Origin of the sequence: Nocardia sp. NPDC059691 (genome assembly GCF_042733915.1) — a bacterium.
GTDB lineage: Bacteria > Actinomycetota > Actinomycetes > Mycobacteriales > Mycobacteriaceae > Nocardia > Nocardia sichangensis.
Window position 1 is genome coordinate 513,952 of the sequence record NZ_JBHWFB010000004.1, and the last position, 14,965, is coordinate 528,916.

At 69.1% G+C, this 14,965-nt stretch carries 14 protein-coding genes; 1 reads left to right on the forward strand and 13 read right to left on the reverse strand.

Going from position 1 to position 14,965, the window contains the following annotated elements; translation table 11 throughout:
- Window positions 1–128: 128 nt before the first annotated feature.
- The 9 genes from tpiA to ACFV2O_RS12710 all read right to left on the reverse strand — a co-directional run bounded on the left by tpiA (window position 129) and on the right by ACFV2O_RS12710 (window position 9,772).
- A complete protein-coding gene (tpiA, locus tag ACFV2O_RS12670; protein ID WP_355070754.1) occupies window positions 129–914 on the reverse strand; it encodes a triose-phosphate isomerase in 786 nt (261 codons plus the stop codon).
- Window positions 915–916: 2 nt separating this feature from the next.
- Complete coding sequence (locus ACFV2O_RS12675; protein WP_356961782.1) at window positions 917–2,131, reverse strand: phosphoglycerate kinase; 1,215 nt, start codon at window positions 2,129–2,131, stop codon at window positions 917–919.
- 5 nt (window positions 2,132–2,136) lie between these two features.
- Window positions 2,137–3,156, reverse strand: a complete 1,020-nt coding sequence (gap, locus tag ACFV2O_RS12680) for a type I glyceraldehyde-3-phosphate dehydrogenase (RefSeq protein ID WP_379251902.1) — start codon at window positions 3,154–3,156, stop codon at window positions 2,137–2,139.
- 199 nt (window positions 3,157–3,355) lie between these two features.
- The gene (gene whiA / locus ACFV2O_RS12685) at window positions 3,356–4,339 is read right to left on the reverse strand and encodes a DNA-binding protein WhiA (RefSeq protein WP_043693711.1); all 984 of its coding nucleotides are present in this window, start codon (window positions 4,337–4,339) and stop codon (window positions 3,356–3,358) included.
- A complete protein-coding gene (yvcK, locus tag ACFV2O_RS12690) occupies window positions 4,330–5,376 on the reverse strand; it encodes a uridine diphosphate-N-acetylglucosamine-binding protein YvcK (protein ID WP_355070747.1) in 1,047 nt (348 codons plus the stop codon). Before yvcK ends, whiA begins: the two co-directional genes overlap by 10 nt.
- Window positions 5,373–6,353, reverse strand: coding sequence for an RNase adapter RapZ (gene rapZ, locus ACFV2O_RS12695; RefSeq protein ID WP_355070745.1), 981 nt, complete (start codon window positions 6,351–6,353; stop codon window positions 5,373–5,375). Before rapZ ends, yvcK begins: the two co-directional genes overlap by 4 nt.
- A gap of 111 nt (window positions 6,354–6,464) precedes the next feature.
- Entirely contained in the window at window positions 6,465–8,474 is a 2,010-nt protein-coding gene (gene uvrC / locus ACFV2O_RS12700) for an excinuclease ABC subunit UvrC (RefSeq protein ID WP_355070743.1), read from the reverse strand.
- 57 nt (window positions 8,475–8,531) lie between these two features.
- The gene (locus tag ACFV2O_RS12705) at window positions 8,532–8,957 is read right to left on the reverse strand and encodes a hypothetical protein (protein WP_379251903.1); all 426 of its coding nucleotides are present in this window, start codon (window positions 8,955–8,957) and stop codon (window positions 8,532–8,534) included.
- Between the two features lie 125 nt (window positions 8,958–9,082).
- On the reverse strand, window positions 9,083–9,772 hold the full coding sequence (locus ACFV2O_RS12710) for an HAD family hydrolase (protein ID WP_379251904.1): 690 nt from the start codon (window positions 9,770–9,772) through the stop codon (window positions 9,083–9,085).
- Window positions 9,773–9,925: 153 nt separating this feature from the next.
- On the opposite strand from ACFV2O_RS12710, the gene ACFV2O_RS12715 reads away from it, so the two are divergent.
- Complete coding sequence (locus tag ACFV2O_RS12715) at window positions 9,926–11,878, forward strand: gamma-glutamyltransferase family protein (protein WP_379251905.1); 1,953 nt, start codon at window positions 9,926–9,928, stop codon at window positions 11,876–11,878.
- A gap of 89 nt (window positions 11,879–11,967) precedes the next feature.
- Here the strand turns inward: ACFV2O_RS12715 and ACFV2O_RS12720 are convergent, their stop codons facing one another.
- From ACFV2O_RS12720 to ACFV2O_RS12735, 4 genes are all read right to left on the reverse strand, one after another.
- Complete coding sequence (locus ACFV2O_RS12720) at window positions 11,968–12,507, reverse strand: GNAT family N-acetyltransferase (protein WP_379251906.1); 540 nt, start codon at window positions 12,505–12,507, stop codon at window positions 11,968–11,970.
- Window positions 12,508–12,569: 62 nt separating this feature from the next.
- Window positions 12,570–13,061 carry a PH domain-containing protein gene (locus tag ACFV2O_RS12725; RefSeq protein ID WP_379251907.1) on the reverse strand — a complete coding sequence of 164 codons (492 nt, stop codon included), beginning with the start codon at window positions 13,059–13,061 and terminating at the stop codon, window positions 12,570–12,572.
- Between the two features lie 2 nt (window positions 13,062–13,063).
- The gene (ribH, locus tag ACFV2O_RS12730; RefSeq protein ID WP_355070733.1) at window positions 13,064–13,543 is read right to left on the reverse strand and encodes a 6,7-dimethyl-8-ribityllumazine synthase; all 480 of its coding nucleotides are present in this window, start codon (window positions 13,541–13,543) and stop codon (window positions 13,064–13,066) included.
- A 31-nt stretch (window positions 13,544–13,574) separates the two neighbouring features.
- Entirely contained in the window at window positions 13,575–14,819 is a 1,245-nt protein-coding gene (locus ACFV2O_RS12735; RefSeq protein WP_355070731.1) for a bifunctional 3,4-dihydroxy-2-butanone-4-phosphate synthase/GTP cyclohydrolase II, read from the reverse strand.
- Window positions 14,820–14,965 lie beyond the last annotated feature (146 nt).

Consider the following 14,965-nt stretch of genomic DNA (forward strand, 5'->3'; position numbering starts at 1 on the left):
TCCGACTGGCGAATCGAGTTGCGTCATCATCGCATGGCCGACTGGCGCCCGCGGTTCACCGTTGGGAAACGCCGAACAGCCCGGCATCGCGGGAGCGGCGATACCGGGCTGTCGCGCGTAGCGCCGTATCAGGGCAGGGGGCCGCCCGCGGCGATGGCGGAGAGAGTGGCGAATTCGTCACCCTTGAGCGAAGCGCCGCCGACCAGTGCGCCGTCGATGTCGCTCTGCGCGACCAGTTCTCCGACGTTCTTGGCGTTCACCGACCCGCCGTAGAGCACGCGGACGCCCGCCGCGACCTCCGGCGAGGCGAGCTTCTCGAGTTCCCCGCGGATCGCGCCGCAGACCTCTTGCGCGTCAGCGGGGGTGGCGACCTTGCCGGTGCCGATCGCCCACACCGGCTCGTAGGCGATGACGACCTTCGAGATCTCTTCCGCCGTCAGGCCTTTCAGCGAACCGCGCAGCTGCTCGAGGTTGTACTCGACGTGCGTGCCCGCCTCGCGGACGTTCAAGCCCTCGCCGATGCACACGATCGGGGTGATCCCGTGCTTCAGCGCCTGCTTGGCCTTGGCCAGCACCGTGGCGTCGTCCTCGTTGTGGTACTGCCGCCGTTCGGAGTGCCCGACCACGACGAAGGCGCACCCCAGCTTGGCGAGCATGCTCGCGCTGATCTCGCCCGTGTAGGCGCCCGACTCGTGCACCGAGACGTCCTGGCCACCGTAGGTGAGCAAGAGCTTGTCCCCTTCGACCAGCGTCTGCACGCTGCGAAGGTCGGTGAACGGCGGGATCACCGCCACGTCCACCTTGTCGAAGTACTTCTCCGGCAGGGCGAATGCGATCTTCTGCACCAGGGCGATGGCCTCGAGGTGATTGAGGTTCATCTTCCAGTTGCCCGCGATGAGCGGTTTGCGTGCCATGCTCAGCCCTCCAACACCGCGATACCGGGCAGCTCTTTGCCCTCCAGGTACTCCAGCGACGCGCCGCCACCGGTGGAGATGTGCGAGAAGCCGTCCTCGGGCAGGCCGAGCGCCCGCACGGCCGCGGCCGAGTCGCCGCCGCCGACCACGGTGAACGCGCCCTTGCCGGTGGCCGTCACGATCGCCTCGGCCACCCCGCGGGTGCCCGCGGCGAACTTCTCGAACTCGAACACGCCCATCGGCCCGTTCCAGAACACGGTCCGCGCCTCGGTCAGCAGCGCCGAGAAGCGGTCCACCGAATCCGGTCCGATGTCCAGGCCCAGCCAGCCGTCCGGGATCTCGTGCGCGGGCACGACCTTCGTCTCCGCGTCCGCGGCGAACTTGTCGGCCACCACGATGTCGCGCGGCAGGTGGATGACGTCGGCGTACTGCTCGAGCAGCCGCTTGCAGGTGTCGACCATCTCTTGCTGCAACAGCGAGGCGCCTACCGAAAGGCCCTGTGCGGCAAGGAAGGTAAAGCACATGCCGCCGCCGATCACCAGCGTGTCGACCTTCGGCGCGAGCGCTTCGATGACCGCCAGTTTGTCGGAGACCTTGGACCCGCCGAGCACGACCGCGTACGGCCGGTCGGGCGTCTCGGTCAGCTTGGCCAGTACCTCGACCTCGGCCGCGACCAGCTTGCCCGCGTAGTGCGGCAGCGACTGCGCGACGTCGTACACCGACGCCTGCTTGCGGTGCACCACACCGAACCCGTCGGAGACGAACGCGCCGTCGTCGCCGACCAGCTCGACCAGCGCCGCGGCCAGCTTGGCCCGGTCGGCGTCGTCCTTGCTGGTCTCGCGCGGGTCGAAGCGGATGTTCTCCAGCAGCAGCACGTCGCCGTCGGTGAGGCCCTCGGACCGCGCGAGCGCGTCCTGGCCCACCACGTCACCGGCGAGCTGCACGTTGCGGCCCAGCTCCTCGGCGAGCCTGGCGGCCACCGGCGCCAGCGACAGCTTCGGGTCCGGTCCGCCCTTCGGCCTGCCGAGGTGCGCGGTCACGACGACCTTGGCGCCCGCTTCGGCGAGCGCCTTGATGGTCGGCGCCGAGGCGATGATGCGGCCCGGGTCGGTGATCTGTCCCTGGTCGTCGAGGGGCACGTTCAGATCGGAGCGCACCAGTACGCCCCGGCCCTCGACACCCTCGTCGAGCAGATCCGCGAGTGTCTTGACAGCCATGCGCGTCAGAGCGACTTGCCGACGAGGCCGATGAGATCGGCGAGACGGTTCGAGTAGCCCCACTCGTTGTCGTACCAGGACACGACCTTGACCTGGTTGTCGATCACCTTGGTGAGCGGCGCGTCGTAGATCGAGGAGGCCGGGTCGGTGACGATGTCGCTGGAGACGATCGGGTCGGTGTTGTACTTCAGGATGCCCTTCAGCGGGCCCTCGGCGGCGGCCTTGTAGGCGGCGTTGATCTCCTCGATCGAGGCCGGCTTGCGCAGGGTGGCGGTCAGGTCGGTGACCGAGCCCGTCGGCACCGGGACGCGCAGCGCGTAGCCGTCCAGCTTGCCCTGCAGCTCGGGCAGCACCAAGCCGATGGCCTTGGCGGCGCCGGTGCCGGTGGGCACGATGTTCAGCGCGGCGGCGCGGGCGCGGCGCAGGTCGCTGTGCGGGCCGTCCTGCAGGTTCTGGTCCTGGGTGTAGGCGTGGATGGTGGTCATCAGGCCGTGCTCGATGCCGAACTCGTCGTTGAGCACCTTGGCCAGCGGGCCGAGGCAGTTGGTGGTGCACGAGGCGTTGGAGATGATGTTCTGGCTGCCGTCGTACTTGTCGTCGTTGACACCCATGACGATGGTGATGTCCTCGCCCTTGGCCGGCGCGGAGATGATCACCTTCTTGGCGCCCGCGGCCAGGTGGCCCTTGGCCTTGGTGGCATCGGTGAAGATGCCGGTGGACTCGACGACCACGTCGACGCCCAGGTCACCCCAGGGCAGCGCGGCGGGGCCCTCCTTGATGGCCAGCGCCTTGATCCGCTGGTCGCCCACCACGATGGTGTCGTCGCCGTCGAGCGAGACGTCCTGGGGCAGACGGCCCAGGATCGAGTCGTACTTGAGCAGGGTCGCGAGGGTCGCGTTGTCGGTGAGGTCGTTGACCGCGACGATCTCGATGTCGGTGGTGCCGAGCGCCTTCTGCGCCTCCACCGCCCGGAAGAAGTTACGTCCGATACGACCGAAGCCGTTGATGCCTACACGGACAGTCACGTTATCGCTCCTCAACTTTCCAGCGGATCATTCCGATGTCCACTCACACTAACGTCCTGCCGTGACCTCTCCGACACGCACCTGGCTTTCGTGAGCGCGGGGATGCCTGGTCAGACGCCCGACCAGGACGAGTTCCGGCCGCCGGAAACGCCGCGATCCCCGCGCCGGGGGCGGCGCGGGGATCGCGGGAAACGTGAGCTCAGGCTTCGTCGAGCAGTTCGGCCGTGACGGCCGATTCGGTGTCCGGTACGCCCAGTTCCTTGGCCCGCCGGTCGGCCATCGACAGCAGCCGCCGGATGCGGCCCGCGACAGCGTCTTTCGTCATCGGCGGATCGGCGAGCTGGCCGAGTTCCTCCAGCGAGGCCTGCCGGTGCTGCACTCGCAACCGGCCTGCGGCGGCGAGATGATCGGGCACGTCGTCGCTGAGGATCTCCAGCGCGCGTTCCACCCGCGCCGCCGCGGCGACCGCCGCCCGCGCCGAGCGGCGCAGGTTGGCGTCGTCGAAGTTGGCCAGCCGATTCGCGGTCGCGCGCACCTCGCGGCGTAGCCTGCGCTCCTCCCACACCATCCTGGTGCCGTGCGCGCCCATCCTGGTCAGCAGCGCGCCGATCGCCTCACCGTCGCGCACCACCACGCGATCGGTGCCGCGCACCTCCCGTGCCTTGGCCGTGATGCCGAGCCGCCGGGCCGCGCCGACCAGCGCCAGCGCCGCCTCCGGGCCGGGGCAGCTGACCTCGAGCGCCGAGGAACGTCCGGGCTCGGTGAGCGAGCCATGGGCGAGAAACGCACCGCGCCAAGCGGCTTCGGCGTCGGCGATGCTGCCGCCGACCACCTGCGCGGGCAGGCCGCGCACCGGACGGCCGCGGACGTCGAGCAGACCGGTCTGCCGGGCCAGCGCCTCGCCCTCCTTCGACACCCGCACCACGTACCGGGAGGTCTTGCGCAGTCCACCCGCGCCGAGCACGTGCACGTCGGAGCCATAGCCGTAGAGCTCGAAGATCTCCCGGCGCAGCCTGCGCGCGATGGACCCCATGTCCACCTCGGCCTCGACGATCACCCGGCCGCCGACGATGTGCAGGCCACCCGCGAAACGCAGCAGAGCGGACAGTTCCGCCTTGCGGGAACTCACCTGCGACACCGTGAGCCTGCTCAGCTCGTCTTTCACATCGGCTGTCATCGCCACGGGACGCGCTCCTTTCCACCCAACCCGGAACGCACATCCTGACCCATGTGCCGTCCCTCGACTCGAAGCCCTGCCATTTGCGGCCGAGGTTGCCGGATCAGTTGATCCAGTGCGGCGGCAAGCTTTCCGGGGTGATGCCGGTCCGTTCCCGCTTCGGCGACATCGGAGAAGGTTACTCGTGCCCGCAACTGTTCGGCAGCCCTGGCCACATGTTCCCGCTCGCGGCCCTCCGGCACGCAGCCGGAATCGACAAGCACCTCATCGACGACGAATTCCGGTGCGTGCTGGGACAATACATGCAAATGCCGCTCCGCGGAGAACCCCGCGGTCTCCCCCGGCTCCGCGGCGAGATTGAGCACCAGCACTTTCCGCGCCCTGGTGTACACCAGGGCTTCCCGTAGCTCGGGGACCAGGACGTGCGGAATCACGCTGGTGAACCACGATCCCGGGCCCAGCACCACGACATCGGCGTGTTCGATCGCCGAGGTCGCCTCCGGACCGGCCGGTGGATCGGACGGAATCAGCCGCACCCGCCGCACCTTACCCGGCGTGGTGGCGATGGCAACTTGGCCGCGAATGCACCGGCTCACCCGCGGATCGGCCTCCAGCCCGGATACATCCGCCTCGATGTCCAGCGCGATCGGCGACATGGGCAGCACCCGGCCGGTGATGCGCAACATACGGGCGACTTCGTCCAGGGCGGCCACCGGATCACCGAGCACCTCGGTGAGCCCGGCCAGGATCAGGTTGCCCACGGAGTGCCCGGCCAGCGCGCCGGTTCCGCCGAACCGATGCTGCACGGTCCGCGTCCAGACGCCGTCGGCGTCCGCGGCCAAGGCGGCCAGCGCCATCCGGAGATCGCCCGGCGGCAGCACCCCCAACTCGGCGCGTAGTCGCCCCGAGGAGCCGCCGTCGTCGGCGACGGTGACCACCGCGCAGATCTTCCTGGTCAGCCGCCGCACCGCGGTCAGTGTCGCGTACAGGCCGTGTCCGCCACCCAGCGCGACGATGCTGGGATTGGATTCCCAACCGGTCATTCTCGCCCCAGATCTCGATGCACGACCCGGACCACGTCGGCGGACTCCTCCGCGCCGCCGGTGACCTCGCTCATCAACTCGCCCAGTGCCTCGGCAATCGCGACGCTCCGATGCTTGCCTCCGGTGCAGCCCACTGCGACCGTCATGTATCGCTTCCCCTCTTGGCGGTAACCGTTCGTGGTCAGCTCGACCAGGTGGTGGCAGGTACGCAGGTAATCCTCCGCACCGGGACGCGACAGCACGTACTCGCTGACCACCGTCTCCTGACCGGTATGTTCCCGCAACTCCGGTATCCAATGCGGATTGGGTAGAAAACGGACATCTAACACCATGTCGGCGTCCAGCGGAACTCCGTACTTGAAGCCGAACGACTGCACGGTGAGCTGCAACGCGGAGGGCGCGCCGCCACCGTAGGCCTCCTCCATCTTGCGGTGCAGCTGATGGATGGACAGCTCGGTGGTGTCGATCACCAGGTCGGCGGCGGCCTTCACGGCGGAAAGCCGCACTCGCTCGGCGGCGATGCCGGCCGAGAGCGTGCCGTCCTTGCTCTCGCTCTGCAGCGGATGCCTCCGCCGCGCGAAACCGAAACGGCGGATCAGCACGTCATCGGAAGCCTCGAGGAAGAGGACCCTGGTGCGCACGCCGAGCGTCCGCAACTGCTCGGTGACCACCGACAGATCGCCGGTGAAGAACCGGCTGCGCACGTCCATGACCAGCGCGAGACGGCGGATCGGCGGCTTGGCGGAAGCGCCCAGTTCCACCATCCGCCCGAACAGCTCCGGGGGCAGGTTGTCGGCCACGTACCAGCCGAGGTCCTCGAGCACGCGGGCGGCGGTGCCTCGGCCCGCGCCAGAGAGCCCGGTCACGATCACGACCTCGACCTGCGGGTTCGCCCCGCCGACGGCGCTGGACGAGGCCACTCGTCCCGCGCTCGTCGGCGGGTTGCCCGCACTGCTGTTCGATTCGACGCGTGTCATGTCCTACCGGATCCGTCTCTGGGGTGCCTTCCGATCATCGCGCACCGGTTTCGGTATCGGCCGCAGACACAACGTACGCGAAACCGAAACTTCCGGTGCACTGTCGACTGACTATTCGGACTCGAGCGCCGCAAGGACCGCTTTCGCGGTCGCCAACCCGATGCCGGGCACCTCGGTGATCTCCTCGACCGTGGCCTGCTTCAGCTTGGCCACCGATCCGAAATGGGTGACCAGCGCGGTCCGGCGCGCCGTTCCGAGCCCCGGCACCGAGTCCAGGGCCGAGGCGGTCATCCGGCGAGAGCGTTTGCTGCGATGGAACGTGATGGCGAAGCGGTGCGCCTCGTCGCGGACCCGTTGCAGCAGATACAGCGCCTCGCTCGTGCGCGGCAGGATCACCGGGTCGCTCTCGCCGGGCACCCACACCTCCTCGAGCCGTTTGGCCAGGCCGACCACCGCGACGTCGGTGATGCCCAGCTCGTCGAGCACCTCGGCCGCCGCGGCGACCTGGGGCGCGCCGCCGTCGACGACGAACAGGTTGGGCGGATAGGAGAACTTGCGCGGGCGTCCGGTGCTGGGATCGATGCCGGGACGGGAGGTGAGGTCCAGCGCGTCGTCGTCGCTTCCGGTCGCGGCGAGGTCCTCGTGCTCCATCATGTCGCGCTCGCGACGCAACTTGAGGAACCGGCGGCGGGTCACCTCGGCGATGCTGCCGACGTCGTCGGAGCGGCCTTCGCCCGCCGCCTCCCGGATCGTGTAGTGGCGGTACTCCGACTTGCGGGCCAGACCGTCCTCGAAGACCACGAGCGAGGCGACCACATCGGTCCCCTGCACGTGGCTGACGTCGACGCACTCGATGCGCAGCGGCGCGGTGTCCAGCTCGAGGGCGTCCTGGATCTCTTGCAGCGCTTGCGATCTCGACGTCAGATCGCCCGCTCGCTTCAGCTTGTGCTGGGCCAGCGCCTCCATCGCGTTGCGCTGCACGGTCTCGGCCAGCGCCTTCTTGTCCCCGCGCTGGGGCACGCGCAGCTTCACCGCCGAACCGCGCAGGTCCGACAACCACTGCTGGATCTGCTCGACGTCGGCGGGCAACTCGGGCACGAGTACTTCCCGGGGCACCACGGCGGCGGGCTGCTCGTCGGCCGCCTGCTCGGCCACCGCGACCTGCTCGCCGTAGAACTGGGTGAGGAACTGCTCGACCAGCGCGGCGAGTTCCCCGCCCGCCTCCGGGACGTCGACCGCGTCGCCCGACTTGTCGACCACCCAGCCGCGCTGGCCGCGCACCCGGCCGTCGCGCACATGGAAGACCTGCACCGCCACTTCCAGTTCGTCGGTGGCGAAGGCGATGACGTCGGCGTCGGTGCCCGTGCCGAGCACCACCGCCTGCTTCTCCAGCGCGCGGCGCAGCGCCTGGACGTCATCACGCAGCCGGGCGGCGGTCTCGAAGTCCAGGTCTTCGGCGGCCGCGTGCATGCGGCGCTCCAGCTCCCGGACCAAGCGATCGGTGCGGCCTGCGAGGAAGTCGCAGAAGTCGTCGACGATCGCGCGGTGTTCTTCGGCGCTCACCCGCCCGACGCACGGGGCCGAGCATTTGTCGATGTAGCCGAGCAGGCAGGGACGCCCGATCTGACTATGCCGCCGGAAGACTCCGTTGGAGCAGGTGCGCGCGGGAAACACTCGCAGCAGCAGATCGAGCGTCTCGCGGATGGCCCAAGCGTGGGCGAAGGGGCCGAAATAGCGGACGCCTTTGCGGCGCGCGCCGCGGTAGACGAACAACCGCGGATATTCCTCGTTCAAGGTGACGGCGAGTACCGGGTAGGACTTGTCGTCGCGGTAGCGGACGTTGAAGCGCGGATCGAACTCCTTGATCCAGTTGTATTCCAGCTGCAGCGCCTCCACCTCGGTGGAGACGACCGTCCACTCGACGCTCGCGGCCGTGGTGACCATCTGCCTTGTCCGTGGATGCAGCCCGGCGACGTCGGCGAAATACGAGTTCAGCCTGCTGCGCAGGCTCTTGGCCTTGCCGACGTAGATGACCTGCCGATGGGCGTCCCGGAATTTGTAGACACCGGGTTCGACGGGGATCGTGCCCGGCGCGGGCCGGTACGTCGCTGGATCTGCCACCCATCCAGCGTATAGACCGGGACCGACAGCCCGGCCGACGGCGGCTCCCGGCTGCGGTCATGGCACGGGGACGCCGAACCAGCCCTTGGCTTCCGGACGGCGCAGCAGGTGCACGACGGCCACCGAGGTAGCCACCGAGTACCCCGCGGCGACGACGCCGACGACGGGCGGTACGCTCGCGAGGTCCCTGATCGCCCAGCACCCGACGACCGCCTGCAGGAGCGCCAGCGCGATCGTCAGCTTGCGGACGGCCGGCGCGCCCTCGGCGAATCCGAGCACGAGCAGCCCCAGCGCCCACGCGACGCAGAACTGGGTGGATGCCGTGGCGGCCGCGTCGCCGCCGCGCGTCAGATTCATCAGCACGGGATAGGCGAGTCCGAATCCCGCCATCCCGGCGACGGCTTCCCGCACGTCCCTAACCGCCTCCGGCATGGCCGTTTCCACGCCGACGGAGGGCTCCTCACCGGAGAACGCCAAGCTCACAGCCGTACCCCCGTTGGTACCGAACCTTCCGGCGCAACTTCGAACACGCCGGAATCGCACCGTAACACGGTGACATCGCGCACAACTCGGACTTCGGCAAATGAACCCGGCGGGATCCGGGCGGGTTACTCCACGAGACCGTGCCGCCGCAGCGCGGCCAGCAGCGCGTCCGGGCGCTCGGTGGTGGGCAGGGCCTCGACCAGAGCGAAGCGGCTGCCCAGCGCCTCGGCGCCGCCGTCGGCCTCGGCGCTGTCACCGATCATCAGCGCGGCCTCGGCGGGCACACCCAGTTCGCCCAAGGCGGAACGGAAGATCTCCGGATCGGGCTTCATGACACCGACCTCGTAGGAGAGGGTGAACGCGCCGACCAGCCGATCCCAGCCGCGCGCCGCGAACGACGGACGGATGTCGAACGGGATATTGCTCACCACAGCGACCGGAACGCCCTGCGCCGCAAGCAGATCGAGGACGGCTTCGCTGTCGGGGTACGGCGTCCACTCCAGCGGGTCCAGCAGCCGGGCGTACAGTCGTTCGGCGTCCTCGTCGGTGGGCACTCCCGATGTGCGAAGCACCTTCATCATCACCTTGCGATGCAGCGCGGGGTCCAGGTCGCGGTGGTCCCAGGCGTACTGCGTCTCGTCGTCGAATTCGACGACGTGGTGGACCGGCGCCGTCATCCGCCGCATGATCTCGGCCTTCTCGTCCACGTCGAACGCCTGCCCGTCCGGCCGGGTCAGGTCCGCGTACCAGGATTCGTCGGCCTCCAGGCGGAACAAGGTCCCGGAGAAGTCGAACAGCACCGCCTCGATCGCCACTCGGCCCAGCCTACCGGCCGAGCATGGCGCACCGCCGGTGCACGCGGCGACCAGCCATACCGTCTCGACCTCGACACACGCTGCGGCCAGGGGGATTTCGCCGGTGGGAAGGAAACCGGCGCGACTGTCGGTACCGAGCGTTAGAGTCCCGGCATGGGGCGCAAGCGAGGAACTTGGGTCGCCGCGGCGGCGGCGTTCGCACTAACCGTCGGCATGGCCACCGCCTGCTCGTCCGGCGAGAGCCAGGCGGGCGGCGTCTGCGAGACGGTGCCGAACGGCACACCGGTGTCGGCCACCGCGGCGGGGCCCGCGGGCAGCGGCACCAAGGATCTCAGCACCAACCCGGAGATAGCGACCGGCTATCGCGCGAACATGACGCCGGTGCGTACACATACCTTCGCGGTGTCCACGGCGAACCCGCTGTCGACCAAAGCCGCGTGTGAGGTGCTGCGCGACGGTGGCACCGCGGCCGACGCGCTGATCGCGGCGCAGACGGTGCTCGGCCTGGTCGAGCCGCAGGCGTCCGGCATCGGCGGCGGTGCGTTCCTGGTCTACTACGACGCGAACACCAAGTCCGTGGACGCCTACGACGGCCGCGAGGTGGCGCCCGCCGCGGCCACCGAGAACTATCTGCGCTGGATCAGCGACATCGATCGCACCGAACCCAAGCCGAACACGCGGGCCAGCGGCCGCTCCATCGGCGTGCCCGGCGTACTTCGGATGCTCGAACTGGCGCACCACGACCACGGCAAGACCGCGTGGCGCGATCTGTTCGACCCCGCCATCGGACTGGCGGATCAGGGCTTCCCGATCAGTCCCCGCCTCGCGGGACAGATCGCGGAGTCGGCCAAGGACCTGGCCGCGGACGAAGACGCCAAGGCGTATTTCCTCAATCCGGACGGTAGCCCGAAGGCCGCCGACACCGTCCTGACCAACCCCGCCATGGCCAAGACGCTCGGCGCCGTCGCCACCGAGGGCGCGCAGGCCTTCTACACCGGCGCCATCGCCCAGGACATCGTCGCGGCCGCGGGCCGGGCCTCCGGCGGGCGCACTCCCGGCCTGATCGCCACCCAGGACTTGGCCGGTTACCAGGCGAAGAAGCGCACCGCGCTGTGCACGAGCTACCGCGAGCACGAACTCTGCGGCATGCCGAGTCCCTCGTCGGGCGGCATCACCGTCGCCGCGACCTTGGGCATCCTGGAGAACTTCGACCTGGCCGCCCTGCGTCCGGACAGCATCGACCGCAACGGCGGCAAGCCCAACGCCCAGGCCGTGCACTTGATCACGGAGGCCGAACGCCTCGCCTACGCCGATCGCAACAAGTACGTGGCCGACACGGATTTCGTGCCGCTCCCGGGCAATTCGGCGCAAACCTTGCTGAATCGCGACTATCTGCGACAGCGTGCCGGGCTGATCGATCCGAACCGCAGCATGGGCACCGCGCAGCCGGGTGACTTCGGCCCCGTGCCGCTCGGCGTCGGCCCGCAACCGCCCGAGCACGGCACCAGCCACATCTCGGTGGTCGACAAGTACGGCAACGCCGCGGCGATGACCACCACCGTGGAGTCGGCGTTCGGTTCGTTCCACCTGGTCGACGGCTTCGTGCTGAACAATCAGCTCACCGACTTCAACGCCGACCCGCTCGGCGCCGACGGCGTGCCGATGGCCAACCGGGTCCAGCCGGGCAAGCGCCCGCGCAGCTCCATGAGCCCGACGCTGATCTTCGGCAAGGCGCCCGACGGCTCGCGCGGCGAACTCACGCATGTCGCGGGCTCGCCCGGCGGTTCGGTGATCATCCAGTTCGTGGTGAAAACGCTGGTCAACATGTTCGACTGGGGCCTGGATCCGCAGCAGGCGGTCTCCGCGGTCGCGTTCGGCGCTGGCAACAGTCCGTCCACCGGTATCGGCGGTGAGCATCCGGCGATCAACGCCACCGACAACGGCGACCACGACCCGCTGGTGCTGCGGTTGCGCCAACTGGGCCATCAGGTCTCGGTGGCGCCCCAGTCCAGCGGCCTCAGCGCCCTGAAACGCAACGGCTCCGACGGCTGGATCGGCGGCGCGGATCCGCGACGAGAAGGCGCGGTCCTCGGCGATACGCATTGATCGAACCAGCGGGCTCGGTCGCGACCGCCCGTCCGCGCCCCGGCTGTGGCACATCGAGTGATCGGCGTGCCCGCCGGGGCGCACTGCGGCTATTTACTCCGGACCATGGGATACACGATCGGACCTCGGCCGATCGGCAGCTCACCTTGCCGCACGAAACCGAATCGCTCGTAGAAGGGCACCGTGCCGCTGGTGTTCGAGATGAGGAAGCAGTCCTCCTCGGCCGCCGTCAACCGACGCTCGAGCAGCGCGGTCGCCAGTCCCCGGCCCTGCGCGCGGGGCAACGTCCCGATGGCGGCCAGATACAGATGTGGTGTCGCCGGTCGCGCATGCTCCATGTGCCGCCCGGCGGCCAGCGCCCGAGCGGCGCTCGACCCCAAGGCGCGCAGCAAGGTCAACGGCTTCGCCGTCGGTGACACCACGTGCGCCGGTTCCCACAGCGCCACACAGGCGAGGTTGCCCTCCGTGTCGTGCGCGAGGTCGACCAGACCGTTCTCCCGGCGCGACGCGATGCGCGAATCCCAAAACGGCGGCAACGCTTTCCGCCGCCTTGACGTTCCCGGCCAGAAGTAGGTCATCAGTGGATCGTCGGCGAAAGCCGCCGCGAGGACGAACGCACCTGGCTCCATGGCGGTGAGGTTAGATCAGCACGCGGGGCCGCGCGAGCCGGATGGCCGCACGCCGCACCCGATCACTTCCTCCCGGAATATTTCGCGCCCAGTTCCCGCAACCGGGCCATCGCCCGCGCCGCGTGCTCCTTGTCGTTCGAGCGGATCGCCAGCAGCGGGACGTAGTCGTCGTCGACCAACTCCAGGCGCGCCCAGGACTTCCGATCCGGGAACGACACGCCTCGGATGTAGTCCCAGGGAAAATCTTTGTCGCCCAGAATATTCCGCACCGACACGCCCCGCGCGCCGACCCGCACCCGTGGCCTGGTCAGCAACAGCACGGCCGCGGCGCCGAGCACACCGATCCCGATCATCGCGAGCTGATCGGCCACCCGGAAGTTGACGCCGGTAGACCCGGTGCGCAGCCAGATACCACCCACGGTGAACGCGGCCGCCACCAGCACCGCCGCGATCCAGGCCGTCCGCACCGCGCGCCGGGGCCGCACCTCGAAATCCCACTCCGACGTGTCGTCGGCCGGGCCCACGTTCCTGCGAAAGATGCGAACGACCGGCATCGCTACGCGGACTGTCGCAGAGCGCGCAGTGTCAGCGCGGCGTCCAGCGCCGCGGCGGCCGCCTGCTCGCCCTTGTTCTCTTGGGACTCCGGCAGCCCGGCCCGATCCAGGGCCTGCCGCTCGTTGTTGGTGGTGAGCACTCCGTTCGCGACCGGCGTGCCCTCGTCCAGCGAAACCCGCGTGAGCCCCGCGGTCACCGCGTCGCAGACGTACTCGAAATGCGGGGTGTCACCGCGGATCACCACACCGAGCGCCACCACCGCGTCATGCGACTTGGCCAGCTCCTGGGCCACCACAGGCAGCTCCATCGCGCCCGCGCAGCGCACCACGGTGATCTGCTGGACGCCCGCGTCCTTGGCCACCCGCTCGGCGTTCGCCAGCAAGGTGTCGCAGATCTGGGTGTGCCAGCGCGAGGCGACGATGCCCAAGGAGAGGTCCTTGGCGTCCGCCAGCGCGAAAGTCGGTACCCCGGTACCGCTCATCGATGTCCGCCTTTCGGAGTCTGTTCGCAGTTCAGTGCGCGGTCTCGCCGAGATCCAGCTCGTCGAGGCCGATCAGGTCGTGACCCATTCGGTCCCGCTTGGTGCGCAGGTAGCGCAGGTTCTCCGCGTTCGCGCGCAACGGCATCGGCACCCGCTCGGTGATCCGCAGGCCGTAGCCGTCCAAGCCGACCCGCTTGGCCGGATTGTTGGTGAGCAATCGCATCGACCGGATGCCCAGATCCACCAGGATCTGCGCGCCGGTGCCGTAATCGCGGGCATCCGCGGGCAGGCCGAGTTCCAGATTCGCGTCGACCGTGTCGTGGCCGGAGTCCTGCAGCTGGTAGGCCTGCAACTTGTGCATCAGGCCGATGCCGCGGCCTTCGTGACCGCGCATGTACAGCACGACACCGCGCCCCTCGGCCGCGACCATCTCCAACGCGGCATCCAGCTGCGGACCGCAGTCGCAGCGCAACGACCCGAACACGTCACCGGTCAGGCACTCCGAGTGCACGCGGACCAGGATGTCGTCGCCGTCGGTGATGTCGCCACGCACCAGCGCGACGTGCTCGACCTCGTCGTAGATGCTCTGATAGCCGACGGCCATGAACTCGCCGTGCGCGGTGGGGATGCGCGCCTCGGCCACGCGCACCACATGCTTCTCGTGCCTGCGCCGCCACGCGATCATGTCCGCGATCGAGATCAGCGCGAGCTCGTGCTCGTCGGCGAAGACGCGCAACTCCTCGGTCCGGGCCATGTGGCCCTCGTCCTTCTGGCTGACGATCTCGCAGATCACGCCCGCCGGACGCAAGCCGGCCATGCGTGCCAGATCCACCGCGGCCTCGGTATGACCCGGCCTGCGCAGCACACCACCATCCTTGGCGCGCAACGGCACCACATGGCCGGGCCTGGTGAAATCGTCGGCCTTCGCGTCGGCGTCGGCCAGCAACCGCATCGTGGTGGCGCGGTCGGCGCCGGAGATACCGGTCGTGACACCCTCGCGCGCGTCCACCGAGACGGTGTAGGCGGTGCCGTGCTTGTCCTGGTTCATCGCGTACATCGGCGGCAGGCCGAGCCGATCGCAGTCGTCGCCGGTGAGCGGCACACAGATGTAACCGGACGTGTAGCGGATCATGAAGGCGACCAGTTCCGGGGTGGCCTTCTCCGCCGCGAAGATGAGGTCGCCCTCGTTCTCGCGGTCCTCGTCGTCGACGACGACGACCGCCTTACCGGCGGCGATATCGGCGACTGCGCGCTCGATGCTGTCGAACCTGGTCACGTCTGCTGTGCTCCATCTCGAAATAGGTGCCTCACCACAGTACTGTGCTGGATTTGCCGCGACTGCGTCGCGGCGTGTTCGCGGCCCCCTTGTGGCTCGCGTCCGAGCGACCGCCTCTGGCGACTTCGTCGCGGACGCGGCGGCCG